The sequence below is a fragment of the Enterobacter sp. 50588862 genome, assembly GCF_001462935.1.
Classification (GTDB): domain Bacteria; phylum Pseudomonadota; class Gammaproteobacteria; order Enterobacterales; family Enterobacteriaceae; genus Enterobacter; species Enterobacter bugandensis.
Genome location: NZ_LNHM01000007.1, coordinates 303,841 through 329,361 on the forward strand (window position 1 = coordinate 303,841; position 25,521 = coordinate 329,361).

Here is a 25,521-nt window from a genome sequence, read left to right on the forward strand (position 1 = left end):
GATGGCTAAATTATATACGCAGGCACCTGGGTTTTATTGCTTCAAATAATGACACTTTTGAAGGTAATTAAATCTATCGTCGCGTTAACGTTATTAGGATTATTTCTATTTCCCTAAATAGGCTTATTTCTGTCGGGTCTTCGCAGTGTGATATTTCACCAGCGCTGACTACACTATCGCAGTTTAATTAACGCAAGACAGGAGTGCTGTTGTCATGAATAAACTTGATGACGCCTTTCGCTTTCAACAGCAGGCGTTAGGTTTGCTGTCGCGCCGCCAGGATATATTGGCTTCAAATATTGCGAATGCCGACACGCCGGGCTACAAGGCGCGCGATATTGATTTTACTCAGCAGCTAAAAGCCGCCATGGAAAATAACGCTATGGCGAAATCTCCCGTATCACTGGCATTAACGTCACAGAAGCATATTGAAGGTAAAGCGATGCCGTTTGACGATGCGAATGTGCTGTATCGCATACCGGATCAGCCGAGTGCCGACGGTAATACCGTGGATATGGATCGCGAGCGCGTCAATTTTGCGGATAACGCCGTGAAATATCAGTCGGGACTGACGTTCCTTGGCGCGGATATTAAAAAAATGATGACTGTGCTCAGTCAGGGGTAATCAACGATGTCGCTCTTTAGCGTATTTGATATTTCCGGTTCGGCGATGGCGGCCCAGTCCCGACGCCTTAACGTCAGCGCCAGCAACATGGCCAACGCCGACAGCGTGGCGGGGCCGGACGGTCAACCCTACCGCGCGCGTCAGGTGGTCTTTTCCGTTGACGCGTCTGTCGGTCAGGAGATCGGCGGCGTGCAGGTTAGCGACGTAGTCGAGAGCAGCGCGCCGGACCGCCTGGTTTATGAACCGGGCAATCCGCTGGCTGATGAACAGGGCTACGTGCGGATGCCCAACGTCAACGTCATCAACGAGATGGTGAACACCATTTCCGCCTCACGCAGCTACCAGGCCAACGTGGAAGTGATGAATTCCGCCAAAAGCCTGATGCTGAAAACATTAACGCTTGGTCAGTAAGGACGCATATGGCGGTCTCTTCGATTAACAACAATAACGGCGGTGCGGGTGGCACCGGCACCGGCAACAGCGCGGCGGATCTGTCAAACCAGTTTATGAACCTGCTGGTGGCGCAGATGAAAAACCAGGATCCCACCAATCCGATGGATAACAACCAGCTCACCTCGCAGCTGGCGCAGTTCAACATGGCGGCGGGCGTCGAGAAGCTCAACAGTTCCGTCGCGGGCGTGCAGGCGATGATGATCCAGCTTGGCAGCATGAGCGCCTCCTCCTGGGTAGGGCGCAGCGTGCTGATTGAAGGCGAGGCGAAGGTCTCCTTTGGCGAGCCGGGGATCGGCATCATGCAGGAAGGCGTGGAACAGCCGGGTAATTCGGACGACTTCCACTTTGTATTAGGAGGCGATGCCGAAACGGTAACCGTCACCCTGCACGACGGTGATAAGGCGTACACCGCAGAGCTGAAGAACGTGAAGCAGGGCATGAATACCTACAACCTCGACGACCTGGAAAACTTCAAGCCGGAGCCGGGGCCGCCGCGCGACAGGGAATACACCCTCTCCTTTGAAGCCAGCAATCCTGAGGGGGAAAACCCGGAAGTGTTTGGTCTGGTTCAGGATCAGGTTCAGGGCGTCACGATGGACCCGAGCGGACCGATTCTGCATCTGCTGAATAACGATCCGATTGGCATGGGTAAAGTTTTTGTCATTCAAAAATAGTCATTACTTTCTGGAAATTAATTATGGGTTTTTCACAAGGTCTTAGCGGCCTGAGTGCCGCAGCAAAAGCGCTGGACGTGGTGGGTAACAACATCGCCAACTCCCAGACGGTCGGGTTTAAAGCAGGCTCCGTCTCCTTCGCCGATATCTTTGCCGGTTCGACGGGGATGGGTGTGCAGGTGGCGGGCGTCAACCAGAATATGGGCGACGGCAGCCTAATGAACGGCACCTCCGCGCTGGATATGGGGATTACCGGTCGTGGCTTTTTCCGCATGGTCGACCAGGCGGGCAGCGTGTTCTACGGACGCAACGGCCAGTTTGAGCAGGACCAGAACGGCTTTATCGTCAACAAAACCAACGGGCTGTTTTTAACCGGCTATCAGGCGACGGATGGGGTGATTAACCCGGGCGCGCAGGTCGGACCGATTCGCATTCCGAAGGACGACATGCCTCCGGCGGCGTCAACCAAAGGCGACGTGACCGGCAATCTGAAGTCCGATGATAAAATCATTCCGCCGGCGCCGGGCTTCGATCCTGACAACCCTGATACCTACAACTACGTCAGCGAAGTGACCGCCACCGACAGCCTGGGGAATAAGCACGCTATCAAGGTGTACTACGTGCATACCGCAGAAGGTGAGTGGAAGGTTCATGCCCAGGACTCTACCGCGCCTGGCACGGGTGCGGATGAGTGGAGTGAGCAGACGCTTACGTTTGGGCCTGACGGCAAACTCACCACGCCGAAGACAATAAACATCAAAGGAGAGCCTTACAACGGCTCAGCGGCGCTGGATCTGACACTTGATCTGAATATTACCCAAAACGCCAGCGATACCCAGGTGATGCTCGGCGAGATTGACGGTCAGGCACCGGGTAAATTTAACAGCTATCAGGTCAGCGACACGGGCGAGGTGATTGCCATCTACAGCAACGGCAAACGTCAGACCGTGGCGCAGGTGGTGCTGGCCGATTTCGCCAATGCGGGTGGCCTGGAGCAGCAGGGCAACAACCTGTGGGCGGAAACCGTGCAGTCCGGCCAGCCGTTCCTGGGGACCTCGGGCACCGGCAGTTTCGGGGATATCACCGGCGGCATGCTGGAGTCCTCCAACGTGGAACTGGGCAACGAAATGGTCAACATGATCGTCTACCAGCGTAACTACCAGTCCAACTCGCAAACCATCAAAACCCAGTCTGAAGTCCTGCAGACGCTGGTTAACCTGCGTTAAGGCTGAATGATGGATCGCGCTATCTATACCGCCATGAGTGCCGCTAATGCGGCGCTCAACCGCCAGGCGGTCACCTCTAACAATCTGGCGAACAGCTCCACCGCGGGCTTTCGCGCCCAGCTGGCGGCCTTCCGCTCGGTGCCCATTGAAGGGGAAACCCTGCGCACCCGCGCGCTGGTGGCAGAGTCCACGCCGTTCCACGACACCACCATGGGGCCGATCACCCACACCGGGCGCAGCCTGGACGTGGCCTTGCCACAGGACGGCTGGCTGGCCGTGGCGATGGACGACGGCAGCGAAGGCTATACCCGCAACGGCGCCATCGAGGTGGATCAGGACGGGGCGCTGAGCGTCAACGGCCGTCCGCTGATGGGCGACGGCGGGCCGCTGGAAGTGCCGCCGCAGTCTCACGTCACCATCGGCAGCGACGGCACCGTGTCGGCGCTTGGCATGGGAGATGACCCGACGATGCTGGTGCCCGTTGGCCGCCTGAAGCTGGTCAACGCTGAGATGAACAGTATGGTTCACGGCGATGACGGCCTGTTCCGCCCGGCGAGCGGCGTAATGTTGGCTCAGGATGAAACCCTGCGCCTGACGCCGGAGGCCATCGAGGGCAGCAACGTCAGCCCGGTGCAGGCCATGACGGCGATGATCGCTAACTCCCGCGGCTTTGACATGAACATGAAGGTGATCCGCACCGCCGACGAGAACGCCCAGAAGGCCAATCAGCTATTAAGCGTGAGCTAAATTCGCGCAAGGAGCCACAACATGATTCGTTCTTTATGGATCGCAAAAACCGGGCTGGAAGCACAGCAGCTCAATATGGACGTCATCTCCAACAACCTGGCGAACGTCAACACCAACGGCTTTAAGCGTCAGCGCGCCGTGTTTCAGGATCTGCTCTATCAGAACATGCGCCAGCCAGGCGCCCAGTCGAGCGAGCAGAACACCCTGCCGAGCGGTCTGCAGTTGGGTACCGGCGTGCGTCCGGTCTCCACCCAGCGGGTACACACGCAGGGCGGTATGAACCCGACCGGCGACGAGTACGACGTGGCTATCGAAGGTGAAGGTTTCTTCCAGGTGCAGATGCCGGACGGCAGCACCGCCTACACCCGCGACGGCCACTTTGCCAAAAGCCCGGACGGCCAGCTGGTGAATGCCGAAGGCTATGCGATTCAGCCGGGCATCGTGATACCGCAGGATGCCACCAAACTGAACATCGGCAGCGACGGTATCGTCAGCGTGAAGGTGCCCGGTCAGGCGGAAGAGCAGCAGATTGGGCAGCTGACGCTGACCACCTTCGTCAATAACGCGGGGCTCGAAAGCATCGGCGGCAATCTCTACAAAGAGACCCAGTCTTCCGGCGCGCCGAACGAGCTGAACCCCGGCATGGAGAGCGCGGGCACGCTGAAGCAGAGCTACGTGGAGATCTCCAACGTCAACGTAGCGGAAGAGCTGGTGACCATGATTCAGGTGCAGCGCGCCTACGAAATCAACAGCAAAGCGGTCTCGGCATCCGATCAGATGCTGCAGCGCCTTTCCCAGCTGTAATGTCCTCTCTCTGGCCGCTCGCGCGGCCAGACTTTTTATCGACACTGAAATGAAAATATTGTCTATGCACATTCCGGCAGCCGCGCTGCTGGCCAGCACGCTGCTGCTTAGCGGCTGCGCGCACATTATGCAAAAGCCCCTTGTTGAAGGCCCGACAACGGCAACACCATTACCGATGGCACCGGCAGCGACCGGCGGCTCACTGTTTCAGGCAGGGCAGGGAATGAACTACGGCTACCAGCCGATGTTCGAAGACCGCCGACCGCGTAACGTGGGCGATACGCTGACCATCCTGCTGCAGGAGAACGTGAGCGCCAGCAAAAGTTCCTCCGCCAGTGCCAACCGTAATGGATCGGCCGGGATGGAATTGCTTGCCGTGCCGACGGGGGCCGATAGCTGGCTGGGTGACGGGAAGGCGGATTTCAAAGCCCAGGGCACGAATGACTTCGCAGGCAAAGGCGGCGCGGCGGCGCGTAACACCTTTACCGGCACCATCACCGTGACCGTGAAAGAACTGCTGTCTAACGGCAACCTCAGCGTGGTGGGCGAGAAGCAGATCGCCATCAACCAGGGCACCGAATTCATCCGCTTCTCCGGCGTGGTGAACCCGCGCACCATCAGCGGCAGCAATACCGTGCCCTCCACCCAGGTGGCGGATGCGCGCATTGAGTACGTCGGCAACGGCTACATCAACGAAGCGCAGAACATGGGCTGGCTGCAACGCCTGTTCCTCAACCTTTCTCCTTTCTGATATGACCATGAAAAAAGAATCTATCCTGTTTTTTCTCAGCATCCTGCTGTATGGCATGACGCTGGCGGTGCCTAAAGTGGGACACGCGGAACGTATTCGCGACCTGGCGACGGTGCAGGGCGTGCGTTCTAACTCCTTGATGGGCTACGGCCTGATTGTCGGCCTTGACGGTACGGGCGACCAGACCATGCAGGCGCCGTTTACCGGCCAGAGCCTGAATAACATGCTCTCCCAGCTGGGGATCACCGTACCCGCAGGCACCAATATGCAGCTGAAAAACATTGCGGCGGTGATGGTGACCGCCGAGCTGCCTCCCTTTGCGCGTCCCGGCGATAAGCTGGACATTGTGGTCTCCTCGGTCGGTAACGCCAAAAGCCTGCGCGGCGGTACGCTGCTGATGACCCCGCTCAAAGGGGCGGATAACCAGATCTACGCCATCGCCCAGGGCAATATTTTGATCTCCGGCGCAGGCGCGCAGGCGGGCGGCAGCCGCGTGCAGGTGAACCAGCTTAACGGCGGGCGCATCAGCGGTGGGGCAACCGTCGAGCGTGAAGTGCCGAACGATTTCGCGACCCAGAACATCGTGCGTTTGCAGCTGAACGAGACCGATTTCTCGCTGGCGCAGCAGATCAGCGACGCCATCAACCAGCGCTACAGCGGCGGGGCGGCGCTGCCGGAAGATGCCCGCACCGTGCGTCTGTTCGCACCGCCGGACGGCCCGTCCCGCGTGCGTTTCCTCGCCAACATTCAGGACATCCCCGTGAAGGTGAACGTGCAGGACGCGAAGGTCATTGTGAATTCGCGCACCGGCTCGGTGGTGATGAACCGCCACGTGTCGCTCGATTCCTGCGCGGTGGCGCACGGCTCCCTGACGGTTGAAGTGATGCAGAACAACATCATCAGCCAGCCGGATACGCCGTTTGGCGGCGGGGAGACGGTGGTGGTGCCGCAGACGGATATCTCGGTACGCGACAGCGGCGGCTCGCTGCAGCACGTGCGCAGCAGTACCGATCTGAACGCGGTGATCCGCGCCCTGAACAGCCTGGGCGCGACGCCAAACGAGCTGATGTCGGTTCTGCAGGCGATGAAAAACGCCGGCTGTCTGCGGGCGAAGCTGGAGGTGAACTGATGAACGCCTTCGACAAGTTCGATCAACCCGCTTTTGACGTCCGCTCGCTGGACACGCTGAAACGGGAGGCCGGGCGGCAGACGCCCGGCGCGCTGAAGGCGGCGGCGAAGCAGATGGAGGGTATTTTCGTGCAAATGATGATGAAGAGCATGCGCGATGCCAGCTTCAAGAGCGATCTGCTGAGCAGCCAGTCTTCGGAAATGTACACCGCCATGCACGATCAGCAGATCGCGCAAAACATTGCCGGGAGTGGTCAGCTCGGCTTTGCCGATCTTATCGTTCGCCAGTTGGGGGGCGAAAGCGATGCCCCGGTAGTCACCCCGCCGGGGCGCGATGTTTTACGCCCGGGGCTGCCGTCTGCGCCCGCCACCGGCCCGCTGCGTCTGCCTGCGCCGGTGTCATTTGCCAAACCGGTCGAAGGGGCGCATCCGTTTATATCCCGTCTGCTGCGCCCGGCCCAGGCGGCTGCGCAGCAGAGCGGGTTGCATCCGCATCTGATTCTGGCTCAGGCGGCGCTGGAGTCCGGCTGGGGGAAACGGGAAATCCCCGCCGCTGACGGCAGCCCGAGCCACAACCTGTTCGGCATTAAGGCCACGGGCGACTGGCGCGGCAAAACCACCGAAATCACCACCACTGAATATATCAACGGCGTGAAGCAGAAGGTGAAAGCCGCGTTCCGCGTCTACGACTCCTATGAACATGCGCTCTCGGACTACGCAAAGCTGCTAACAAAAAACCCGCGCTATCGCGGCGTGGTGCAGTCAGATTCAGCAGAGCAGGGGGCGAAAGCGCTGCAGGCGGGCGGCTACGCGACCGATCCGGCCTACGCGAAAAAGCTCATCACCATTATTCAGAAGGTAAAAGGCGATATTCAGCAGGGCGTGAATGCCTATAAAAACGATATCGACACTATTTTCTGACAAAGATGTTTTAGAGAATTTTTGAATCACCGATGAAATAAAAAGAGCCATGAACTTTCTGGCCCGGATGCGAACCCGGGCCCGCAATCAGGGAATATCCAGAACGTATGAATAACCTATTTAATTTAGCCAGAAACGGCATCAGCGTGGCGCAGGCCGCGATCCGGGTGACCGGTGATAACCTGACCAACGGCATGTCCGGCAACTATAGCCGCCGCAGTCTGATTATCGGTGAGCTTGGCGGCATGTCGACCGCGCAGGGATTTTACGGCTATGGCGCCCGCGCCAGCGGCGTAGAGCGTGCCTACGATGCCTTCGCCAACAACCAGCTGCGGGACTCGCTCTCCGGCTACGCCTCCTTCACCGGACGGATGGAACAGCTGGCGGATATCGATAACATGCTCGCGGATGAATCGGATAACGTCTCCGTTTCGCTGGGCAAGCTGTTTAAGGATATGGCGACGCTGAGCGGCGACCCGGCGGATGGCCCGGCGCGTGCGGCGGTGTTTACTTCCCTTGACGTGCTGGCCAACCGCTATAACGCCAGCGCCAAACGTCTTTCCGGCCTTGAAAAGAGCACCAATACCCAGATTGAGCGCAGCGCCAAGGAGATCAATAGCTATACCGAACAGCTGGCACAGCTGAACACACAGCTGGAGCGTCTGCAGGGGAACGGCGCGCCGCCTGCCGATCTGCTCGACCAGCGCGATGCGCTGCTGGAAGGGCTGAGCGAACAGCTGGGGATCACCGTCACCGAGGATCAGATTTCAGGTCGCGTGAGCGTCACGCTCCCCGATGGGCGTCCGCTGGTTTCTGGCGGCACGGCCTATAAGCTGGAAACCTCTCCGTCGGATGCCGATCCCAACAAGATGATTGTGTCGTACGTGGATGCGAACGGCAAAGCGTCGCCTCTGGATGAAAACGCCATCACCAAAGGACGTCTGGGCGGGCTGTTCAAATTCCGCAACGAGGACCTCGTGGTCGCGCGTCAGGATCTGGACCAGATGGCCTTTATGATGGCGCACCGGATGAACGAGCAGCACGGCGAAGGGCTTACGCCTGGGGGGGATCCTGGTGGCGATCTCTTCTCTCTGCCGGATATCCACGCTATCGCGAACGCCAAAAACAGAGGCGGCGACGCGCTTGATCAGATCGCGGTGACCAATTTCAAAGAGGTGAAGTCGGAAAACTATGACATCAGCTTTGATGGCGCAAACTGGGTGGTGAAAGGGGCCGATGGTCGTACCGTACCTCTCGATCCCGCTGCACCACCAGGAACGTTAAGGTTCGATGGTATCGAAATTACCCTTCCGAACCCTTCCACCGCCGTTGCGGGGGATAAATTCACGCTTAACCCGATGGCGGGCGCAGCCGAAGGCATCAGCCGTAAGATAACCAGTGCGCAGGACTTTGCGGCTGCCGACCTGACGGGCGGAGAGGGGAATAACAATAACCTCGAAAAGATGCTGGAAATCCAGACTGAAAAACTCATTGGTGACGACACGCTGAGCGCGGCCTACGCGAGCCTGGCAGGCAAAATCGGCGAAAGCGCGCGCGAGGTGAAATCCTATGCCACCAGTGCCGAAAACGATTTACGCACCAAATATGACACCAAACAGGCGCTCTCCGGGGTCAACATGGACGAGGAATATATCAACCTGGACATGTTCCGCCAGTACTACAACGGCAGCGCGCAGCTGCTGAAAACGGCGACCGCCATGTTTGATGCCCTGCTGGCCATCCGATAAGGAAAAGATGATGCGATTAAGTACGCTTTATATGTACAAGCAAAGTTCGGAAGCGATGACAAAACGCATGAGCCAAAGTAATGAGGCTTATCTGCGGATGTCTGCGGGTAAAACGCTGCTCAAAGCCTCGGACGACCCGACTGCCGCGACCGATGCGGTAAAACATCAGGACTCGCTGGCAAAGCTTGAGATGTACAGCAGCGTGCGCTCCCGCGCGCGCGGCGCGCTGGAGTTTCAGGACCATATTCTGAACGGCGTGGGTAATCTAATGACCACCACCCTGAAGGAAAAAATAGTGGCGGCCGGAAATGGTGCTTATTCCGATGAAGCTCTCCAGGCACTGGGCGAAGAGATAAAAGGGGTCCGCGAAAATCTGCTGGATTTAGCAAACAGCCGCGACAGCAGCGGCCGCTATATTTTCTCCGGATTTAACACCGATACGCCCGCTTTTGACGAAGTCGGCAATTATCGCGGAGGTAATGAAGCGCGTAAACAGACCGTTGCCGATGGAACGGAAATGCAAACGGGCCACCTCGGCGATGAAATTTTTGATGATATTTTTATGGTATTGAATGATGCCGTCGCGGCCTTGATGGCGGGATCGGAATCGGCGGGCTTTGACGCTGCCCTCACCGCCGCAAGTCAAAGCATCGACGCGGGTATCGACCGCCTTGGGAAAGCCCAGGCCGAGCTCGGCACCAACATGCAACAGCTTGACGCCCTGGATCTCACCGGCGACGTGCTGATTAACGACACCATTGTCAAAGTGCAGGATGCCATTGGTGCCGACACCAGCATGCTGGTGTCGCTGGTGTCGGAGTCGCAAATGTCCGAGCTGGCGTTTAACGCCTCGATGTACGTCTACAAAAATATGCAGAAGATGAATCTGTTTAATATGTGACGTCCCAACCCGTTTAATTCCCTTTATTCAGGCGTCACCGCGTACGGTTAAGCCGTGCGCGGCGAGTGAGAAACTATGTTAACGAAACTCAAAATTTACAGCGCAATCAGCCTTATTATTGGCCTGTTTGCGGTGATACTGTTCGGCGTAACAGCCTATTCCGTCTATGACGCGGTCTCTAATAACACCAATTTTAAACGTATAGTCGTGGCCTCTGAAAATAACGATCAGATGCGCGATGCGGCCTATAACATCAGCGCGGTGATGGCCAATACCAACGGCCTGATGCTGCAGGCGGCGCTGGGTAATCCGGTCTCTGAGAACGTGGCCAAACACACGCTGAACGTGGTGAAAATTGCGCGCCGTAATATGGATGCCTTTATGGCGTCGCCGTTCAATACCCCGGAAGAGAGCCGTCTGGCCGCCGAGGTGAATACCGCGTTCAACGAGGTATATAAGGTTGCCGAAATTAAGCTGGGCTACCTGCAAAACCCGGCAGGGTATACCGGTTCGCTGGAACATGATATGGAGCTGCGCACCGCGCTGCGTAATAAGGTGGATCAGTACAGCGATGCCAGCGCCCGGTTGAGCCAGAGCTATATTGAAGCTTCCGAGCGCGGCTACCAGATCATGCTGGGCGTTGGGATTGTGGTGATGGTTCTGGCCGTCGGTCTGCTGTTCGCCATTCGTTTCTGGCTGCGCCACACCCTGGTGCGTCGTATGGAGACGACGGTAGAGATGCTGCGCCGCGTGGCGGCGGGCGATCTCAGCCAGGAGATTGAAAGCGGTAGCCAGAATGAAATCGGTAATATGCTGACCGAGCTGGAGAGCATGCGTACTTCCCTGACCAGCACGATCCTCGGGATCCGCGACAGCGTGCAGCGTATCCACACCAACGCCCAGGAAATTGCCCACGGCAATAACGATCTCTCTTCCCGCACCGAAGAGCAGGCGGCGGCGCTGCAGGAGACGGCGGCGAGCATGGAGCAGATCAAGACCACCGTGCGCCAGAATGCCGACAACGCCCACGCGGCCCGCGAGCTGGCGGAAAGCGCCAGCCACAATGCCCATAACGGCGGCGAAGTGATGCAGAGCCTGGAGCAGATCATGGCGCAGATCACCACCAGCTCGCGTCAGATTGCCGACATCAACGGCGTGATTGACAGTATTGCCAACCAGACCAACATCCTGGCCCTGAACGCGGCGGTGGAAGCGGCGCGCGCCGGTGAGCAGGGCCGCGGCTTCGCGGTCGTCGCGGAAGAGGTGCGTAACCTGGCAAAACGCAGCGCCGATGCGGCGAAAGAGATTAACCAGCTGATCAACACCAGCGTGAGCAATATTGATATCGGTTCGCGTCAGGTGGGGCAGGCCAGCACCGTGATGCAGGAGATCGTGACGTCCGTGTCGCAGGTGACGCAGATCATGGGTGAAATCACGTCGGCCTCGGACGAGCAGAGCGCAGGTATAAACCAGATTTCGCAGGCGGTTAACGAAATGGATCTGGTGACCCAGCAGAACGCGGCCATGGTGGAAGAAGCGGCGATGGCGGCGGGCGATCTGGAAGCCCAGTCCGACGCGCTTGAGCGGCTGGTAGCGCAGTTCAGGCTGAACCAGGAGAGCACTATGGTGAACGTGGTTGAAGAGCCTAATAAACCACGGCGTCAAAAAGAGCCTGACCTGGCCCAGTGGGAAACCTTTTAATCTTATTAATTACCATCATTAATAGCGCTGTTTTTTAAAATAGCCCGATAATACAAATGAATTAACAGAATGCGCATTTTTATAAAGGCTTATTGCACTATTTGAATGCGCCATTTCACCGGATAATTCTCACAGAGAATAGCAGGTGGAATGCAATCGTGGATGGTATTTACACGGCCGAAGGGCTGGAAGATAAATCGGTAGTCTGGTCTAAATATCACTATCTGGTGCGGCAGGAAGCGTTGCGGTTACATAAGCGGCTTCCTGCCAGCGTCGAGCTGGATGATTTAATTCAGGCGGGTTCGATCGGTTTTTTAAGCGCAGTCGAAAGTTTTGACCCGAAAAAAGGGGTGACGCTCACGGCGTGGATCACCCAGCGGGTAAAATGGGCATTATTAGATGAGCTGAGGGAAAGCGACTGGGTTCCGCGGCGGGTACGAACCCATACGCGTGAAATCGTCGCCATTATTCAGAGAATAGAGCAGGAAAAAGGCGGGGAGGCGACGGAAGCTGAAATTGCAGAGCGCATGGGCGTGTCGTTGCAGGAATTTCAGCAGATGCTGGCGGATAATAACACCAGCCAGATGTACTCGGTTGACGAATTGCAGGAAAATTATGCTGACAGTTGGGAAACAAGCGGTGACGATCATGAGCAGCTTAATCCGCTCAATGACACCATCAAGGAAAATTTGATGGGGCAGATCGCCGGGCATATTCAGTTCATCCCCGAGAGAGAGCAGCAGTTACTGCAGCTTTATTATCTTCAGGATCTGAATATGAAAGAGATTGGATTGATTTTAGGCATTACGGAAACACGCGTGAGTCAGTTGCACAGTCTGGCGCTAAAAAGGTTGCGCAGTCGAATGGAATCGGCGTACAGATAATTACAAGGCATTAACATTAATCTTGTTAATACTGCTTTTAATGCAGGTTTAATCATTAATATCAAGGTTTAATAAGGTTTAATAATTCTTTATTAATTTTTAAAATCAATGAGTTAATAGTGATTCAGTAATTTGGAGAAATTTCTGTCGCTTGTTCGGAAAATACTTAGTGTTTATGATTTTGCCAGTTTTGTGATGCAGCCTCCTTTGGCATTGACATGATTGTCATTCATTTACTGAGGAAGATTGACTTACCTGAGTGAATATCAATGCCAAAAGACTCTCTGCATCAGTTCGAAAACGTTATCTGACTAAACTGACATGCCAGTTGATGGCTATATAACATTGGGAGTTTTCGCCTGTGTCTAATTTCGACGAGTACCTGCAAAATATTCATGATATTAACCTGTCCTATCTTCTGCTGGCCCAGCAGCTGATCCGCCAGGATAAATTTGCGGCGGGTTTTCGCCTTGGATTATCTGAAGGGACAATTGATAACCTGAAAGAACTGTCGTTACCGCAGTTAATGAAGCTGGCGGCCACCAATCAGCTTATTTGTCGATTGCGCGTTGATGATGAAGTGGTGATTGAAAATCTGACCAAAGATTCACGTATTGAAGCACTGCAGCAAATTCATACCGGCATTATTTTGTCGACCAACCTTCTTAACGCCTTAAGCGAAGAAGAAGCCATTACCGCTGAGGGGGCATAATTATGTGTGGTGAAAAAAGTCTGCTGCAGGAAATTGATGAGGTCAATATTGCCATGGGCTTAATTTCCCTTGGCGCAAGAATGCAGGTACTGGAGTCGGAAACGTCGCTGAGCCGTCGTCGCCTGCTTCGTTTATACAAAGAATTACGCGGCTGCCCACCGCCGAAAGGCATGCTGCCATTTTCCGAAGACTGGTTTATGTCGTGGGAACAGAATATTCATTCTTCTATGTTCTACAACATTTACCTGTATTTAAAAAAGACCGAGCAGGGGCGCTCGATTGAAATGTTGATGAAGACCTATCGTCTTTATCTTGAGCAGTGCAGTACCTGTGCTGATGAGAAGCCGGTACTGGGGCTGACGCGTGCCTGGACATTATTACGTTTCATCGACTGCGGCATTATTTCGCGTAAAGCCTGCAGCGTGTGTGGTGGAGGTTTTGTCGTCACCACCGAGTTTATTAAAAACCCATTTACCTGCAGCTTGTGCAGCCCGCCGTCGCGTGCGCTGAAGAAATCCCAGGTGAATAACACCGGATTATTAAGGAACGCGATCTCGCCAGAAATCATGACGGCGTAATCCCTGACGGACAGCTGTGCGCAAGATGGCGTTTACCTGATGCCGGGACAACTGGCATCGGTCAAAAAAGTAAAAGGAGAGAGTGTGTTAGTTATTGTTGGCTATCTTGTTGTCATACTAACCGTTTTTGGCGGCTTTATTCTGTCCGGCGGTAATCTGATGGCGCTGTTTCAGCCGCTGGAGCTGCTGATTATCGGCGGTGCTGGCGTCGGGGCGTTCATTGTCGGTAACAACGTGAAATCCCTGAAGGCCACCGGAAAAGCGCTGGTGAAAGTCTTCGTGGGCAAGCGCTATAACAAAGCGGTCTATATGGACCTGATGGCGCTGATGTTCCTGCTGCTGTCGCAAAGCCGTGTTCACGGGCTGATGTCGCTGGAAAAGGATATTGAAGATCCGCAGAACAGCGATATTTTTAGCGCCTATCCCCGCCTGATGAGCGACCCGATGCTCGCCAACTTTATCCTCGACTACTTCCGCCTGATGATTGGCGGCAGCATGAATTCTCATGAAATCGAAGCCCTGATGGATGAAGAGATTGAAACCTGCGAAGAAGAGCTGGAAGTGCCGGCCCACAGCCTGAATACCGTGGGCGATGCGTTTCCGGCCTTCGGTATTGTGGCGGCGGTGATGGGGGTGGTAAATGCGCTGGGCTCTGCTGACCGCCCGGCGGCGGAGCTGGGCATGCTGATTGGCCACGCGCTGGTGGGCACCTTCCTCGGTATTCTTATTGCCTATGGTTTTGTTTTGCCGCTGGCGACGCTGCTACGTCAGAAAAGCTCCGATCAGGTCAAAATTCTTCAGTGTATCAAAGTCACGCTGCTCTCCAGCCTGAACGGCTATGCCCCGCAGATTGCGGTGGAGTTTGGTCGTAAAACTATCTTTACCAGCGAACGTCCGTCGTTTGAAGAGCTGGAAGAGCACGTGCGCGAGGTCAAATCTAACGCCACGCTGAAAACCAAAGCCTCGGACAGCGCCGCATGAAGAACGTCACGCCTGTCATCATTTCACGTAAGCGTAAAAAGAAGAAACATGCCCATCACGGCGGGACGTGGAAGATTGCCTATGCCGATTTTATGACCGCGATGATGGCCTTCTTTCTGGTCATGTGGCTGCTTTCCCAGTCCACGGACATGGAAAGGGAGCTGATTGCGGATTACTTCCGCATGCCGCTTAAGCCGTCGATGGCGAACGGTGATAAAACCAGCCTCAGCGATAGCGTCATCCCCGGCGGTGGGGATGACATCCTCAAGCGGCAGGGCGAAGTGTTCAAAGGGCAAATCAACGCGATTGACAAGCACAAGCGCTTTGAAAGCCTGAAGCAGGCGAAAGAGAAGCTGCAGAAGATGATCGAAACCGATCCCCGGCTGAACAACTTTAAATCCAACATTCTGCTGAACCTCACCAACGACGGCCTGCTGATCCAGATCACCGACTCGCAGGACCGCCCGATGTTCCGCGTCGGTAGCGAACTGCCGGAGTCCTATATGAACGGCATTCTGCAGGCCCTGGTGCCGCTGCTACAGGAGTTGCCCAACGCGCTGAGCCTGACGGGGCATACCGACTCGCTGCCGTATGCCGGGGGCGACGGCGGCTACAGCAACTGGGAGCTTTCCGCCGGGCGCGCCAACGCCGCCCGCCGGGTACTGGTCCGCGGCGGGCTAAGCGATGAGCGCTTTTTACGCGTGATCGGCACCGCCAGCCGGATGCCGCTGGACAACTCGTCGCCTGATAGCGCCGTCAACCGCCGCATCAGCATTCTGGTCCTCAGTCGCGCGAAAGAGCAAGAGATCCGCCTGGAGGATACCCAGTCCCAGCGCGCAGACAGCGTGCTGAACGATATCAATCTGCAAAACGTGCAGGGTTATACCGATGGACATGAATGATTTTTCGCAGATCTTTTTTACCGAGGCGGAAGAGTTGCTGGCCGAAATGGAACAGCTGCTGCTGCAGCTTGACGTCGCGGCGCCGGACCTGGAGCAGCTGAACGCCATCTTTCGCGCGGCGCACTCGCTGAAAGGGGGGGCGGCCACCTTTGGCTTCAGTGCATTACAGGAGACAACCCACCTGCTGGAAAACCTCCTCGATCAGGCGCGGGCAGGGGAGAGGGCGCTCAGTCGGTCAATCATTAACCTTTTTCTGGAATGTAAGGACATTATGCAAGCGCAGCTGGAAGCCTATCAGTCTTCGCAGGAGCCTGATGAAGCCCGTTATCGCTATATCTGTGAAGCCCTGAGGGAGATTGCCCTTGAGGGCCAACAGCCCGCGCCGCCAGCGGCAACCCCTGAACCCGCAGCAGCGCAGCCCGTCAGCGCGGCGCAGGAGACGGAAACTTCGCTGGTGGTGACCCTGCATAACGTCGGGGAGCGCGAGCAGACGATGCTGCGCGACGAGCTGACCAATATGGGCGAGATTACGCAAATCGAGACGACGCCGGACAGCATGACGGTCACGCTGCTGACCACCGCCTCGGGGGACGATATCACCGCCGTACTCTGCTTTGTAGTGGACAGTAAGCAAATTGCGGTGAACCCCGCAGAGCCCGTGACCGCACCTGCGCCAGAGCCGGACCAAAAACCGGCTGCCGCGCCAGAGACCGTCGCCAAAAAAGTGTCGCCAGCCTCGCGGGCGGCGAATCAGGAGTCGGGCAGCATTCGCGTAGCGGTGAGCAAAGTTGATCAGATCATCAACCAGGTCGGCGAGCTGATCATCACTCAGGCGATGCTCTCCCAGCTGTCGAGAACCCTCGATCCGGCCAGCTACGATCTGCTGTCGGGCTGCGTGGCGCAGATGGAGCGAAACACTCGCGAGTTGCAGGAGTCGGTGATGTCCATTCGTATGATGCCGATGGATTACGTCTTTAGCCGCTTCCCGCGGCTGGTGCACGACCTGGGCTCCCGTCTCAATAAAGAGGTCGAACTGACGCTCAAAGGCGGGTCCGCCGAGCTGGATAAGAGCCTGATCGAGCGCATTATCGACCCGCTTACCCACCTGGTGCGTAACAGCCTCGACCACGGTATTGAAGAGAAAGAGGCGCGCGTCGCCAAAGGGAAACCGGTGACCGGAAACCTGACGCTCTCCGCTGAACACCACGGCGGCAATATTGTGATTGAAGTCAGCGACGATGGGGCTGGCCTTAACCGGGAAAAAATCCTCGCCAAAGCCCGTTCGCAGGGGATGGCGATCAGCGACACCATGAGCGATGACGATGTGTGGATGCTGATCTTCGCCGCCGGTTTTTCCACCGCCGAGAGCGTGACGGACGTATCCGGGCGCGGCGTGGGGATGGACGTGGTCCGACGCAATATTCTGGCGATGGGCGGCCACGTGGACGTGCTATCGACGCCCGGTGCCGGAACAACTATCCGCATTATCCTGCCGCTGACGCTGGCGATCCTCGACGGCATGCTGGTGAAGGTGGGGGACGAGATTTACGTTCTGCCGCTGGGCGCGGTGATGGAATCGCTGCGCCCAACCGACGAGATGCTGTGCCGCTTTGTGGGTGAAGAGCGGCTCCTGCAGGTGCGCGGGGAATATCTGCCGCTGGTGCTGCTGCGCCAGCGCCTCTCGGTAGCGGGCGAAGCGCCTGCCGACGACGGCATTGTGGTTATCGTGCAAAGCGCGGGCTGCCGCTATGCGCTGTGGGTCGATCAGCTTATCGGCCAGCAGCAGGTGGTGGTTAAGAATCTAGAACATAACTACCGCAAAGTGCCTGGCGTCTCCGCAGCGACCATCCTCGGGGATGGCAGCGTGGCGCTGATCCTTGATGTGGTTGAGCTGTCGACGCTCAACGTTCCACAACCCCAGAGGGAGGGGGTAATAGCATGACTGTAGCAACCGCCAGTAAACCCACCGCCGCTGACGCTACCGCGCAGGAGTACCTGGTATTCCGCCTGGGCGACGAAGAGTACGGCATTGATATTCTCAAAGTGCAGGAGATCCGGGGCTGCGACCGCCTGACGCGTATTCCGAACGCGCCAAACTTTATTACCGGCGTCACTAACCTGCGCGGCGTGATAGTGCCGATTGTGGATCTGCGCGTGCGCTTTGAACTGCCTGACCCGTCGCAGGACGACAAAACGGTGGTCATTGTGCTTAATCTGAATGACCGCGTGGTGGGCATTGTGGTTGACGGCGTGGCGGACGTGCTGTCGATTCACGTGGATAACATCAAGCCGACCCCGGACGTGGCCTCGGTACTTTCCGGCCGTTACCTGCTTGGGCTGGGGGTGCTCGACAGCCGAATGATTATTCTGGTGAATATTGAGAGGCTGTTGAGCCGCGAGGAGATGGCGCTGGTAGAGTCGGCGGCCGAGTCATACATTGACGAACACTGTTGCGCATAGCACTTTCCGGGCGCATATCAGCGGCGAAGGTTGCCGCTGATTCATAACTCGCTATTATGAATGTTCGAGTTTCCAGAAGCGCTAAGGATTGCCAGAAAGTATGCCCGTCAATTTCGACCTCAACGATCTTTACGCCTTCAGAGCCCTGGTGGAATACGGTAATTTCCGTATTGCGGCAGAATCTATCTGCATTTCTCAGTCTGCCTTAAGCCGCCGCATCGAAAAGCTGGAGGCGGCAGTGGGGGCCAAACTGTTCGACAGAACCACCCGACGCGTGACGCTGACGCTCTTCGGGCAAACCTTTGCCGAGCGCTGTGGGGTGCTTCTGGAAAACGTGGAGTCGATGCTGGCCGATATCGACAAGGTGAGCGAGGAGCGCACCGGGCTGATCACCGTCGCCACTGTGCCTTCGGCTGCCTGTCATTTTATGCCCGAGGTCATCCGCCAGTTCCACAGCCGCTTTCCGCGCGTGCGCATTAAGCTTATCGACAGCAGCGCGGGGAATGTCATAGAGGCAGTGGCCAGCGGTCAGGCGGATTTTGGGATCTGTTTTGCGAGAAGCCTGCAGCCGGATATCACGTTTATTCCGCTGGTGGAGGATGTGTACGTTGCCGCATGCCGTCGCGATCATCCATTGGCGGGGCGTAAGAATCTGACCTGGCAGGCGTTTTATCAGCAGGATTACATCAGCCTGGATATCACCTCCGGAAACCGCAACCTGCTCGACCAGATGCTCGGCCACATTAAGCCCGAGCGTCCGGGGATCTGTGAAACGCGCCACGTGACCACGATGCTGGGGATGGTGGAAGCGGGGATTGGCATTGCGGCCGTCCCCGCGATGTCAATGCCGCACGCTGAACATTCGATTCTGACGCAGATCCCGCTGACCGAACCCGAAGTCAAACGCACCGTCGGGCTGATTCGGCGCAGCGGGCGTATTCAGTCATGGATTGCCGCCGAGCTGGAAACGCTGATTACCGCGCGCTATCGTGCGGCGTAGCGACGGGGATCATCCCGGTAGCGGTAATGGTCTCTCGCGAGCTGGCTGACGCGAGGTAATCCAGCAGCGCTTGCGCCTCTGAGGGATGATCCGCGTGGGCCGTCACTGCACCGGCAAAACGAGTAATGTATTGCAGATTATTCGGGAGCTTGCCGACAAAGGTTACCCCCGGAACAGGCAGCAGTTCGCTCACCTGCTGGAGCCCGATGCTGTAATTCCCTTTTGCCACTTCAGACGCGACCGGGATCCGCTCAACCTTGTGCGCTTTTCCCGCAACCTGCTCTTCAATTCCCAGTTTTTTAAACAGCTGAGTTTGCACATACCGCCCGCTGGCGCTGTCGGAGTAGGCGATAGCGTTCGCCTTCAGCAGGGTCTGGCGCAGGGTAGCCTCCGTAGCGATATCCGGCACCGGCGAGCCTGCTTTGACCACCACGCCGACGGGCGAATCCGCCAGCTCAACGCGCGAGCCGTCTTTGACCATTCTGTCCTTCGCCAGATGCGCCAGCGCATCCCCGACCATAATCACCACGTCCGCTTTTTCACCGCGCGACAGGCGGTTGGGGATGGCCTGGGGCGTTTGTCCCATGGACGGCCCCGGGATCAGCACAATGCGGTCACCGCTTTTGGCTTCATACTCTGGCGCGAGCTTTTCCAGGGCGGCTTTAAAACCGCCCGAGATCATAACGGTCACCTCCTGGGCCAGCGCCGCTGCGCTGGTTGCCAGCAATACCAGCCCGGTCAGTCCTGAACGTATAAATGTGTGCATATCATCCTCTCCGGATTAACGGGCTGTTTGCAGATGCAGCGCGCTGCGACGGTAGAGATAGAGCGTTGCCAGCATGGCACAGACCGCGGCGAAGCTCATCCAGTACCCCGGGGAGGCTTTGTCACCGGTGTACTCAATTAAGGCGGTAGAAATCACCGGTGTGAAACCGCCAAAGACCGCCGTTGCCAGGCTGTACGCCAGCGAGAAACCGGCCACGCGCACTTCAACGGGCATGATCTCCGTCAGCGCCGGGATCATCGCGCCGTTATACAGGCCGTACAGGAAAGAGAGCCACAGCAGCACGCTCAGCATCATGGTGAAGCTTGGGGACTGCGCCAGCAGCGTCAGCGCCGGGTAGCTGGTCGCCAGCGCCAGAAGCGTCATGGCAATCAGTACCGGTTTGCGTCCGAAGCGGTCCGACAGCGCGCCGCCCACCGGCAGCCAGATAAAGTTAGAGATCGCCACCAGCAGCGTGACCAGCAGGCTGTCAGAGGCGCTCAGCATCAGCACTTTTTTGCCGAAGGTCGGCGCGTAGACGGTGATCAGATAGAACGCCGTGGTGGTCATCGCCACCATCAGCATGCCTGCAACCACAACCGGCCAGTTCGCCAGCAGGGTGGTAAAGACCTGACGCATCACCAGCGTGTGGCGGCGCGCGCGAAACGCTTCCGTCTCTTCAAGCCTGCGGCGCAGGATAAAGATAAACGGCACGATTAAGCAGCCAAACAGGAACGGAATGCGCCAGCCCCATTCGCGGATGGCACTCTCTTCCATCAGTGCGTTCAGGGCAAAGCCCATTGCCGCCGCCACCATAATCGCCACCTGCTGGCTGCCGGACTGCCAGCTGGTATAAAAGCCCTTGCGGCCCGGCGTGGCGATTTCTGCCAGATAGACCGACACCCCGCCAAGCTCCGCCCCGGCGGAAAAGCCCTGCAGCAAGCGCCCCATCAGCACCAGCAGCGGCGCCCACAGGCCGATGCTTTCATAGGAAGGGATCAGCACGATCAGGAAGGTTCCCGCCGCCATAATCGACAGCGTGACGATCAGCCCTTTGCGGCGGCCAACCTTATCAATATACGCGCCGAGCACGATTGCCCCGATGGGGCGCATCAAAAAGCCCGCGCCGAAGACGGCGAAGGTCATCATCAGCGCGGCAAATTCACTGCTCGCCGGGAAGAAGGTATGCGCAATGTAGGTGGCATAAAACCCGAACAGGAAGAAATCGAATTGCTCAAGGAAGTTGCCGGAGGTGACGCGAAGTATCGCGCCCGCTCTTGCGCGAACGGTTGCAGGTGGGGTTGAGGAAATCATCGTAGTCTCCAGTTTTATTATTGACGTGTTGTCCGTCTGTTTCTGAAAACTGGCTCATTAAACGGAAATTAATAAGCGCAAATCGCGCATGAACTGATGCGTGGTGTGCATCAATGACAGGACGTTGACCAGGATTTACGGTTCTAACAATAACTTAACAATTCATTTATTTTTCATTCACCGCATTCTGCTAAGTGGCTGATATCCCTTTTTTGTGACATTGCGCAGAAGATAAGCCAGGCAGGGCCTGGCTTATTCTATTCAGCGTAGCGCGTTCGCTATCGCGCTAAACATCAGCGACGCTTCCAGCGGCTGGGCGCTGAATGACGGCTCAGCCTGCGGCCAGGTGGACCACTGGACGATAACCAGATTTTCTTTCTGGTTAACCATGATCATCTGGCCAAAAATACCCAGCGCCCAGAGTGAATCTTTCAGGTAGTCCTGCACCGCTGGCTTAATCCCCGTGGCCGTAGCGGGCACCTCGTTATTCCACCACTGATAGCCGTACAACCCTTTCGGGTGCGCCTTTGACACCGATCCCGTTGCCTGCGTCCAGTCTGCGGACTGCTTCACCCAGCCGTCAGGCAGGATCTGTTTGCCTGAGGGGAGCGTACCGTTATGCAGGATAAATTCGCCGAAACGCCCCCAGTCTTCCAGCGTGGCGTTAAAGCCGTGGGCGCCGACGTCGTGCTGGCCCTTGCGGTAGGCATGCCATACGCCGTCGCTCGCCATCCCGTACGGTTGCCAGATGCTTTTCTCCAGATACGCCGCAAGCGTCATGCCGGTGGCGCGTTCAAGCACGTCCCCCAGTAGCCATGCGCCACCTGAGGAGTATGACCAGTTTTCGCCCGCCGGGTGTTCGCGATGTAACCCTTTCACCAGCGTGCGCACGCAGTCATAGGTACCCGGTTTCGCTTCACATTGGGTCAGCTGAGCGAAGTCTGATTTCGGGTCGGTATAGTCTTCATTCCACGCCACGCCGGAGGTGTGGGTGATGAGCTGTTTCAGCGTCACGCCGTCCCATGCGGTGGCTTTCAAATCCGGTTCGTATTGGGTGATGAGGTCATCAAGGGAGCGAATTTTGCCCTCTTTGATCGCGACCCCAACCAGCGCCGAGACCACGGATTTGCCCACGGAACGTGAGGTCCAGAGCGTTGAGTCGGTATTGCCTTCTCCCAGGTATTTATAGGCCACTTTGCCATTTTTCAGCACCAGCATGCCGCTGACGTTCTGCCGTTTCAGGTAATCCTGAAGATTGTAAATCTTGCCGTTAACCTGGTAGCGGGCATCGGTGAGCGGTTTGTCTGCCGCCAGCAGCGGCGTAGCGTTGCCGTGGCGGAACACATCGCCCGCATAGTTGCGGTAGTCATTGCGGAAGCCCACCACGCGGTCGGACTGGCTCCAGGTGAGCATGGTATGCGCGTCCGGGAGTCTGGCATCGAAAGGCGCCGGACAGGTGGTGAGGTCGGTACCGTTGCAGGCCGCCATAACGGCGGGCGAGAGCAGGCTGCTGACAACCAGCGCCGCGAGCAGCGTGCGGTTTGTTTTGATTTTCATATTTATCTCGTTTGGCTCAGGAAGGACTTCAGTTTAAGAACCTGCGGCCTATAATAAAAAACGCGTTATGGGGGAAAATCCCCCGGAAAAATCGCGTGGAGAATGATATGGCATCACCGATCTATTCCTTTGCCCAGCTTGAGGCGTTCACCGCCGTTGCTGAGCACGGCAGCCTGATGAAGGCGGCCAGTAAACTCGGCAAAGATCGCACTACCCTCAGGGATCTGATCGATTTTCTTGAGGATGGGCTGGGCTACGCTCTGTTCCTGCGGGAGGGGCGCAGCCTGCGCCTGACGCCGGAGGGGGAGCAGCTTCAGCGGCAGGCGCACCTGCTGATGCGGCAGGTCAAAGCGTTTGAGGCGTTTGCCAGATCGGTACCGGACAGCGCGACGCAGGACATTGCTCTCGTTTACGATCCGTTCACCCCCAGAGCCTTTTTACAGGCGCTGATTGCCACACTGGCGACGAAAAAGATCCGCCTGAGCCTGACCAGCGCATCGCGCGATGAAGCGGAAGCGATGCTGGCAAACGGTCAGGCCGATCTGGGGATCTGCCAGGCGCGCAACCGCAGCGTGGGCAATGAGATGGAGTGGCGGGCGCTGGGGGCGATCGAAATGGATTTTTACGCCGCAACGGCGCTTTTTGCGGAGGTTGCGTCGCCGGTGTCGCTGCTCGATCTCTCTCTGGTCCCACAGGTGATTATGCATGCCGCATCAGACGAGCCGGTTGCCCGTCGCCTGCAAATTTCAGGGCACACGCTTTTCACTAACGAACTGGAGATGCTGCGCGGCCTGCTGGAGCAGGGCTGCGGCTGGGGGTTTTTGCCGACCCATCTTCACGCAACGCAGTGGAAAAACGTAAAAAGGCTGCCCACCGAAGTGGGCAGCCAGGGGATAAGCCAGACGATGGTCACCATCTGGAAGCCGGGCAGCGACAAGCGCGGGTTAATCAACGATACGCTGTCGCTGCTTCCGGCGTTATGGAAACGCTCAGCGCTGTGAACACCCTTTGCACTGTTTATTCTGGATCTGCTGGAAGAAGTCGTTGCCTTTATCATCCACCAGAATAAACGCCGGGAAGTTCTCCACCTCAATTTTCCAGATCGCTTCCATACCCAGCTCAGGATAGGCCACACACTCCAGGCTCTTAATGCTGTTTTGCGCCAGCACCGCCGCCGGGCCGCCGATGCTGCCGAGGTAGAAGCCGCCGTGCTTATGGCAGGCGTCCGTCACCTGCTGGCTGCGGTTGCCTTTCGCCAGCATGATCATGCTCGCGCCGTGGGATTGCAGCAGGTCGACATACGAGTCCATGCGCCCCGCCGTGGTCGGGCCGAGTGAGCCAGACGCGTAGCCTTCCGGGGTTTTTGCCGGACCCGCATAGTAAATCGGATGATCTTTGACGTACTGCGGCAGCGCTTCGCCGTTATCCAGCAGCTCTTTAAGCTTCGCGTGGGCAATGTCGCGCGCCACGATAATGGTGCCGTTCAGCGACAGGCGGGTAGAGACCGGATGCGCGGAAAGCTGCGCCAGAATCTCGTTCATCGGCTTGTTCAGGTTGATGCTCACCACGTCGCCTTCGCCCTGCTGGCGCAGTGACTCCGGAATATACTGACCCGGGTTGTGCTCAAGCTTCTCAATCCAGATCCCGTCGCGGTTGATCTTCGCCTTGATGTTGCGGTCAGCGGAGCAGGAGACCCCCATGCCGATTGGGCAGGAGGCACCGTGGCGCGGCAGGCGGATCACGCGAATGTCGTGGGCGAAGTATTTACCGCCAAACTGCGCGCCGAGGCCGAGGTTCTGTGCTTCCTGCAGCAGCTCCTGTTCCAGCTGAACATCGCGGAACGCCTGACCGTGTTCGTTGCCTTCCGTTGGCAGCGCGTCGTAGTAGCGCGTGGAAGCCAGCTTCACGGTTTTCAGCGTGGCTTCCGCCGAGGTTCCGCCGATAACAAAGGCAATGTGGTACGGCGGGCAGGCTGCGGTACCCAGGGTACGCATCTTCTCAACCAGGTAGTTTTTCAGCTTCGCCGGGGTAATCAGCGCTTTGGTTTCCTGGTAGAGATAGGTTTTGTTGGCAGAGCCGCCGCCCTTCGCCATGCACAGGAATTTGTATTCGTCCCCGTCGACGCTGTAGAGGTCAATCTGTGCGGGCAGGTTGGTGCCGGTATTCACTTCTTTATACATATCCAGCGCCGCATTCTGGGAGTAGCGCAGGTTATCTTCAATATAGGTGTTATACACGCCCTGGCTCAGGGCCGCTTCGTCACCGCCGCCGGTCCAGACGCGCTGGCCTTTCTTACCCATAATGATTGCCGTGCCGGTATCCTGGCAGGTTGGCAGCACGCCTTTCGCCGCAATTTCCGAGTTGCGCAGGAACTGCAGGGCCACGTACTTATCGTTCTCGCTGGCTTCCGGGTCGTTAAGAATGGCGGCGACCTGCTTCTGATGGGAAGGACGCAGCATAAATGCGGCGTCGTGGAAGGCCTGCTGCGCCAGCAGGGTCAGGGCTTCGGGCTCCACCTTCAGCACTTCCTGGCCGTCGAATTCGGCAATGGAGACATGCTCGTTGGTCAGCAGGTAGTATTCGGTGTCGTCATGCGAAAGAGGGAAGGGGTTCTGGTAGATAAACGGTTTGTTTGACATAGTATTGCTCCACAAAAATAAAACCGCCGGAGGAGAAGTCCGGCGGTCAGGA

The 25,521-nt window shown here is 57.2% G+C and carries 25 protein-coding genes; 21 read left to right on the forward strand and 4 right to left on the reverse strand.

What is annotated here, in order from left to right:
* Nucleotides 1-214 precede the first annotated feature (214 nt).
* The 20 genes from flgB to APT89_RS01940 all read left to right on the forward strand — a co-directional run bounded on the left by flgB (nt 215) and on the right by APT89_RS01940 (nt 19,196).
* The gene (flgB, locus tag APT89_RS01845; protein ID WP_041909289.1) at nt 215-625 is read left to right on the forward strand and encodes a flagellar basal body rod protein FlgB; all 411 of its coding nucleotides are present in this window, start codon (nt 215-217) and stop codon (nt 623-625) included.
* A gap of 6 nt (nt 626-631) precedes the next feature.
* Entirely contained in the window at nt 632-1,036 is a 405-nt protein-coding gene (gene flgC / locus APT89_RS01850) for a flagellar basal body rod protein FlgC (RefSeq protein ID WP_041909291.1), read from the forward strand.
* Between the two features lie 8 nt (nt 1,037-1,044).
* Nucleotides 1,045-1,752 carry a flagellar hook assembly protein FlgD gene (locus APT89_RS01855; protein WP_041909293.1) on the forward strand — a complete coding sequence of 236 codons (708 nt, stop codon included), beginning with the start codon at nt 1,045-1,047 and terminating at the stop codon, nt 1,750-1,752.
* A gap of 23 nt (nt 1,753-1,775) precedes the next feature.
* Nucleotides 1,776-2,978, forward strand: a complete 1,203-nt coding sequence (gene flgE / locus APT89_RS01860; RefSeq protein ID WP_041909296.1) for a flagellar hook protein FlgE — start codon at nt 1,776-1,778, stop codon at nt 2,976-2,978.
* Between the two features lie 9 nt (nt 2,979-2,987).
* Complete coding sequence (locus APT89_RS01865; RefSeq protein ID WP_060571670.1) at nt 2,988-3,725, forward strand: flagellar basal body rod protein FlgF; 738 nt, start codon at nt 2,988-2,990, stop codon at nt 3,723-3,725.
* 21 nt (nt 3,726-3,746) lie between these two features.
* Nucleotides 3,747-4,529, forward strand: coding sequence for a flagellar basal-body rod protein FlgG (gene flgG, locus APT89_RS01870; protein WP_060571671.1), 783 nt, complete (start codon nt 3,747-3,749; stop codon nt 4,527-4,529).
* Between the two features lie 64 nt (nt 4,530-4,593).
* Complete coding sequence (locus tag APT89_RS01875; RefSeq protein WP_041909302.1) at nt 4,594-5,280, forward strand: flagellar basal body L-ring protein FlgH; 687 nt, start codon at nt 4,594-4,596, stop codon at nt 5,278-5,280.
* 1 nt (nt 5,281) lies between these two features.
* Entirely contained in the window at nt 5,282-6,409 is a 1,128-nt protein-coding gene (locus APT89_RS01880; RefSeq protein WP_041909304.1) for a flagellar basal body P-ring protein FlgI, read from the forward strand.
* Complete coding sequence (flgJ, locus tag APT89_RS01885; RefSeq protein ID WP_060571672.1) at nt 6,409-7,329, forward strand: flagellar assembly peptidoglycan hydrolase FlgJ; 921 nt, start codon at nt 6,409-6,411, stop codon at nt 7,327-7,329. The genes APT89_RS01880 and flgJ overlap by 1 nt, the downstream gene beginning before the upstream one ends.
* Nucleotides 7,330-7,436: 107 nt before the next feature.
* Nucleotides 7,437-9,077 (forward strand): flagellar hook-associated protein FlgK, encoded by a 1,641-nt coding sequence (gene flgK / locus APT89_RS01890; protein WP_060571673.1) that lies wholly within the window; start codon nt 7,437-7,439, stop codon nt 9,075-9,077.
* Between the two features lie 10 nt (nt 9,078-9,087).
* Nucleotides 9,088-9,978 (forward strand): flagellar hook-associated protein FlgL, encoded by an 891-nt coding sequence (flgL, locus tag APT89_RS01895; protein ID WP_047362925.1) that lies wholly within the window; start codon nt 9,088-9,090, stop codon nt 9,976-9,978.
* A gap of 75 nt (nt 9,979-10,053) precedes the next feature.
* A complete protein-coding gene (locus tag APT89_RS01900) occupies nt 10,054-11,679 on the forward strand; it encodes a methyl-accepting chemotaxis protein (protein WP_041909311.1) in 1,626 nt (541 codons plus the stop codon).
* Between the two features lie 158 nt (nt 11,680-11,837).
* Nucleotides 11,838-12,563, forward strand: a complete 726-nt coding sequence (gene fliA / locus APT89_RS01905) for an RNA polymerase sigma factor FliA (protein WP_041909313.1) — start codon at nt 11,838-11,840, stop codon at nt 12,561-12,563.
* A gap of 361 nt (nt 12,564-12,924) precedes the next feature.
* Nucleotides 12,925-13,275, forward strand: a complete 351-nt coding sequence (gene flhD, locus APT89_RS01910) for a flagellar transcriptional regulator FlhD (RefSeq protein ID WP_041909314.1) — start codon at nt 12,925-12,927, stop codon at nt 13,273-13,275.
* Nucleotides 13,276-13,277: 2 nt separating this feature from the next.
* Nucleotides 13,278-13,853: a flagellar transcriptional regulator FlhC gene (flhC, locus tag APT89_RS01915; protein WP_041909315.1), complete on the forward strand. Its 576-nt coding sequence runs from the start codon at nt 13,278-13,280 to the stop codon at nt 13,851-13,853.
* Between the two features lie 84 nt (nt 13,854-13,937).
* Nucleotides 13,938-14,834, forward strand: a complete 897-nt coding sequence (gene motA / locus APT89_RS01920) for a flagellar motor stator protein MotA (protein ID WP_041909317.1) — start codon at nt 13,938-13,940, stop codon at nt 14,832-14,834.
* A complete protein-coding gene (motB, locus tag APT89_RS01925) occupies nt 14,831-15,736 on the forward strand; it encodes a flagellar motor protein MotB (RefSeq protein WP_060571674.1) in 906 nt (301 codons plus the stop codon). The genes motA and motB overlap by 4 nt, the downstream gene beginning before the upstream one ends.
* Nucleotides 15,723-17,678 (forward strand): chemotaxis protein CheA, encoded by a 1,956-nt coding sequence (gene cheA / locus APT89_RS01930; RefSeq protein WP_060571675.1) that lies wholly within the window; start codon nt 15,723-15,725, stop codon nt 17,676-17,678. The genes motB and cheA overlap by 14 nt, the downstream gene beginning before the upstream one ends.
* On the forward strand, nt 17,675-18,196 hold the full coding sequence (locus tag APT89_RS01935; RefSeq protein ID WP_060571676.1) for a chemotaxis protein CheW: 522 nt from the start codon (nt 17,675-17,677) through the stop codon (nt 18,194-18,196). The genes cheA and APT89_RS01935 overlap by 4 nt, the downstream gene beginning before the upstream one ends.
* A gap of 100 nt (nt 18,197-18,296) precedes the next feature.
* Nucleotides 18,297-19,196: a LysR family transcriptional regulator gene (locus tag APT89_RS01940; protein WP_041909325.1), complete on the forward strand. Its 900-nt coding sequence runs from the start codon at nt 18,297-18,299 to the stop codon at nt 19,194-19,196.
* On the opposite strand, the gene APT89_RS01945 is transcribed toward APT89_RS01940, so the two are convergent.
* The 3 genes from APT89_RS01945 to APT89_RS01955 all read right to left on the reverse strand — a co-directional run bounded on the left by APT89_RS01945 (nt 19,171) and on the right by APT89_RS01955 (nt 22,830).
* Entirely contained in the window at nt 19,171-19,962 is a 792-nt protein-coding gene (locus APT89_RS01945) for a substrate-binding domain-containing protein (RefSeq protein ID WP_060571677.1), read from the reverse strand. The genes APT89_RS01940 and APT89_RS01945 overlap by 26 nt on opposite strands.
* 15 nt (nt 19,963-19,977) lie before the next feature.
* Nucleotides 19,978-21,273: an MFS transporter gene (tcuC, locus tag APT89_RS01950; RefSeq protein WP_060571678.1), complete on the reverse strand. Its 1,296-nt coding sequence runs from the start codon at nt 21,271-21,273 to the stop codon at nt 19,978-19,980.
* A gap of 261 nt (nt 21,274-21,534) precedes the next feature.
* A complete protein-coding gene (locus tag APT89_RS01955; protein ID WP_060571679.1) occupies nt 21,535-22,830 on the reverse strand; it encodes a serine hydrolase domain-containing protein in 1,296 nt (431 codons plus the stop codon).
* Between the two features lie 107 nt (nt 22,831-22,937).
* Here APT89_RS01955 and APT89_RS01960 point away from each other — a divergent pair, with 107 nt between their 5' ends.
* Nucleotides 22,938-23,831, forward strand: coding sequence for a LysR family transcriptional regulator (locus APT89_RS01960; RefSeq protein ID WP_072201647.1), 894 nt, complete (start codon nt 22,938-22,940; stop codon nt 23,829-23,831).
* Here the strand turns inward: APT89_RS01960 and fumA are convergent.
* Nucleotides 23,820-25,469, reverse strand: coding sequence for a class I fumarate hydratase FumA (gene fumA / locus APT89_RS01965; RefSeq protein WP_060571681.1), 1,650 nt, complete (start codon nt 25,467-25,469; stop codon nt 23,820-23,822). The two genes, APT89_RS01960 and fumA, sit on opposite strands and share 12 nt — an antisense overlap.
* Between the last annotated feature and the right edge of the window lie 52 nt (nt 25,470-25,521).

Bases quoted from the DNA above. Each gene is read 5' to 3' on its own strand.
- APT89_RS01880 (WP_041909304.1), top strand. From the start codon at position 5,282: ATGACCATGAAAAAAGAATCTATCCTGTTTTTTCTCAGCATCCTGCTG.
- APT89_RS01865 (WP_060571670.1), top strand. From the start codon at position 2,988: ATGGATCGCGCTATCTATACCGCCATGAGTGCCGCTAATGCGGCGCTC.
- flgK (WP_060571673.1), top strand. From the start codon at position 7,437: ATGAATAACCTATTTAATTTAGCCAGAAACGGCATCAGCGTGGCGCAG.
- APT89_RS01960 (WP_072201647.1), top strand. From the start codon at position 22,938: ATGGCATCACCGATCTATTCCTTTGCCCAGCTTGAGGCGTTCACCGCC.
- flgE (WP_041909296.1), top strand. From the start codon at position 1,776: ATGGGTTTTTCACAAGGTCTTAGCGGCCTGAGTGCCGCAGCAAAAGCG.
- flhC (WP_041909315.1), top strand. From the start codon at position 13,278: ATGTGTGGTGAAAAAAGTCTGCTGCAGGAAATTGATGAGGTCAATATT.
- flgB (WP_041909289.1), top strand. From the start codon at position 215: ATGAATAAACTTGATGACGCCTTTCGCTTTCAACAGCAGGCGTTAGGT.
- APT89_RS01955 (WP_060571679.1), bottom strand. From the start codon at position 22,830: ATGAAAATCAAAACAAACCGCACGCTGCTCGCGGCGCTGGTTGTCAGC.
- flgG (WP_060571671.1), top strand. From the start codon at position 3,747: ATGATTCGTTCTTTATGGATCGCAAAAACCGGGCTGGAAGCACAGCAG.
- APT89_RS01855 (WP_041909293.1), top strand. From the start codon at position 1,045: ATGGCGGTCTCTTCGATTAACAACAATAACGGCGGTGCGGGTGGCACC.
- cheA (WP_060571675.1), top strand. From the start codon at position 15,723: ATGGACATGAATGATTTTTCGCAGATCTTTTTTACCGAGGCGGAAGAG.
- tcuC (WP_060571678.1), bottom strand. From the start codon at position 21,273: ATGATTTCCTCAACCCCACCTGCAACCGTTCGCGCAAGAGCGGGCGCG.
- APT89_RS01900 (WP_041909311.1), top strand. From the start codon at position 10,054: ATGTTAACGAAACTCAAAATTTACAGCGCAATCAGCCTTATTATTGGC.
- flgL (WP_047362925.1), top strand. From the start codon at position 9,088: ATGCGATTAAGTACGCTTTATATGTACAAGCAAAGTTCGGAAGCGATG.
- APT89_RS01945 (WP_060571677.1), bottom strand. From the start codon at position 19,962: ATGCACACATTTATACGTTCAGGACTGACCGGGCTGGTATTGCTGGCA.
- APT89_RS01875 (WP_041909302.1), top strand. From the start codon at position 4,594: ATGCACATTCCGGCAGCCGCGCTGCTGGCCAGCACGCTGCTGCTTAGC.
- APT89_RS01940 (WP_041909325.1), top strand. From the start codon at position 18,297: ATGCCCGTCAATTTCGACCTCAACGATCTTTACGCCTTCAGAGCCCTG.
- fumA (WP_060571681.1), bottom strand. From the start codon at position 25,469: ATGTCAAACAAACCGTTTATCTACCAGAACCCCTTCCCTCTTTCGCAT.
- motB (WP_060571674.1), top strand. From the start codon at position 14,831: ATGAAGAACGTCACGCCTGTCATCATTTCACGTAAGCGTAAAAAGAAG.
- flgJ (WP_060571672.1), top strand. From the start codon at position 6,409: ATGAACGCCTTCGACAAGTTCGATCAACCCGCTTTTGACGTCCGCTCG.
- APT89_RS01935 (WP_060571676.1), top strand. From the start codon at position 17,675: ATGACTGTAGCAACCGCCAGTAAACCCACCGCCGCTGACGCTACCGCG.
- flgC (WP_041909291.1), top strand. From the start codon at position 632: ATGTCGCTCTTTAGCGTATTTGATATTTCCGGTTCGGCGATGGCGGCC.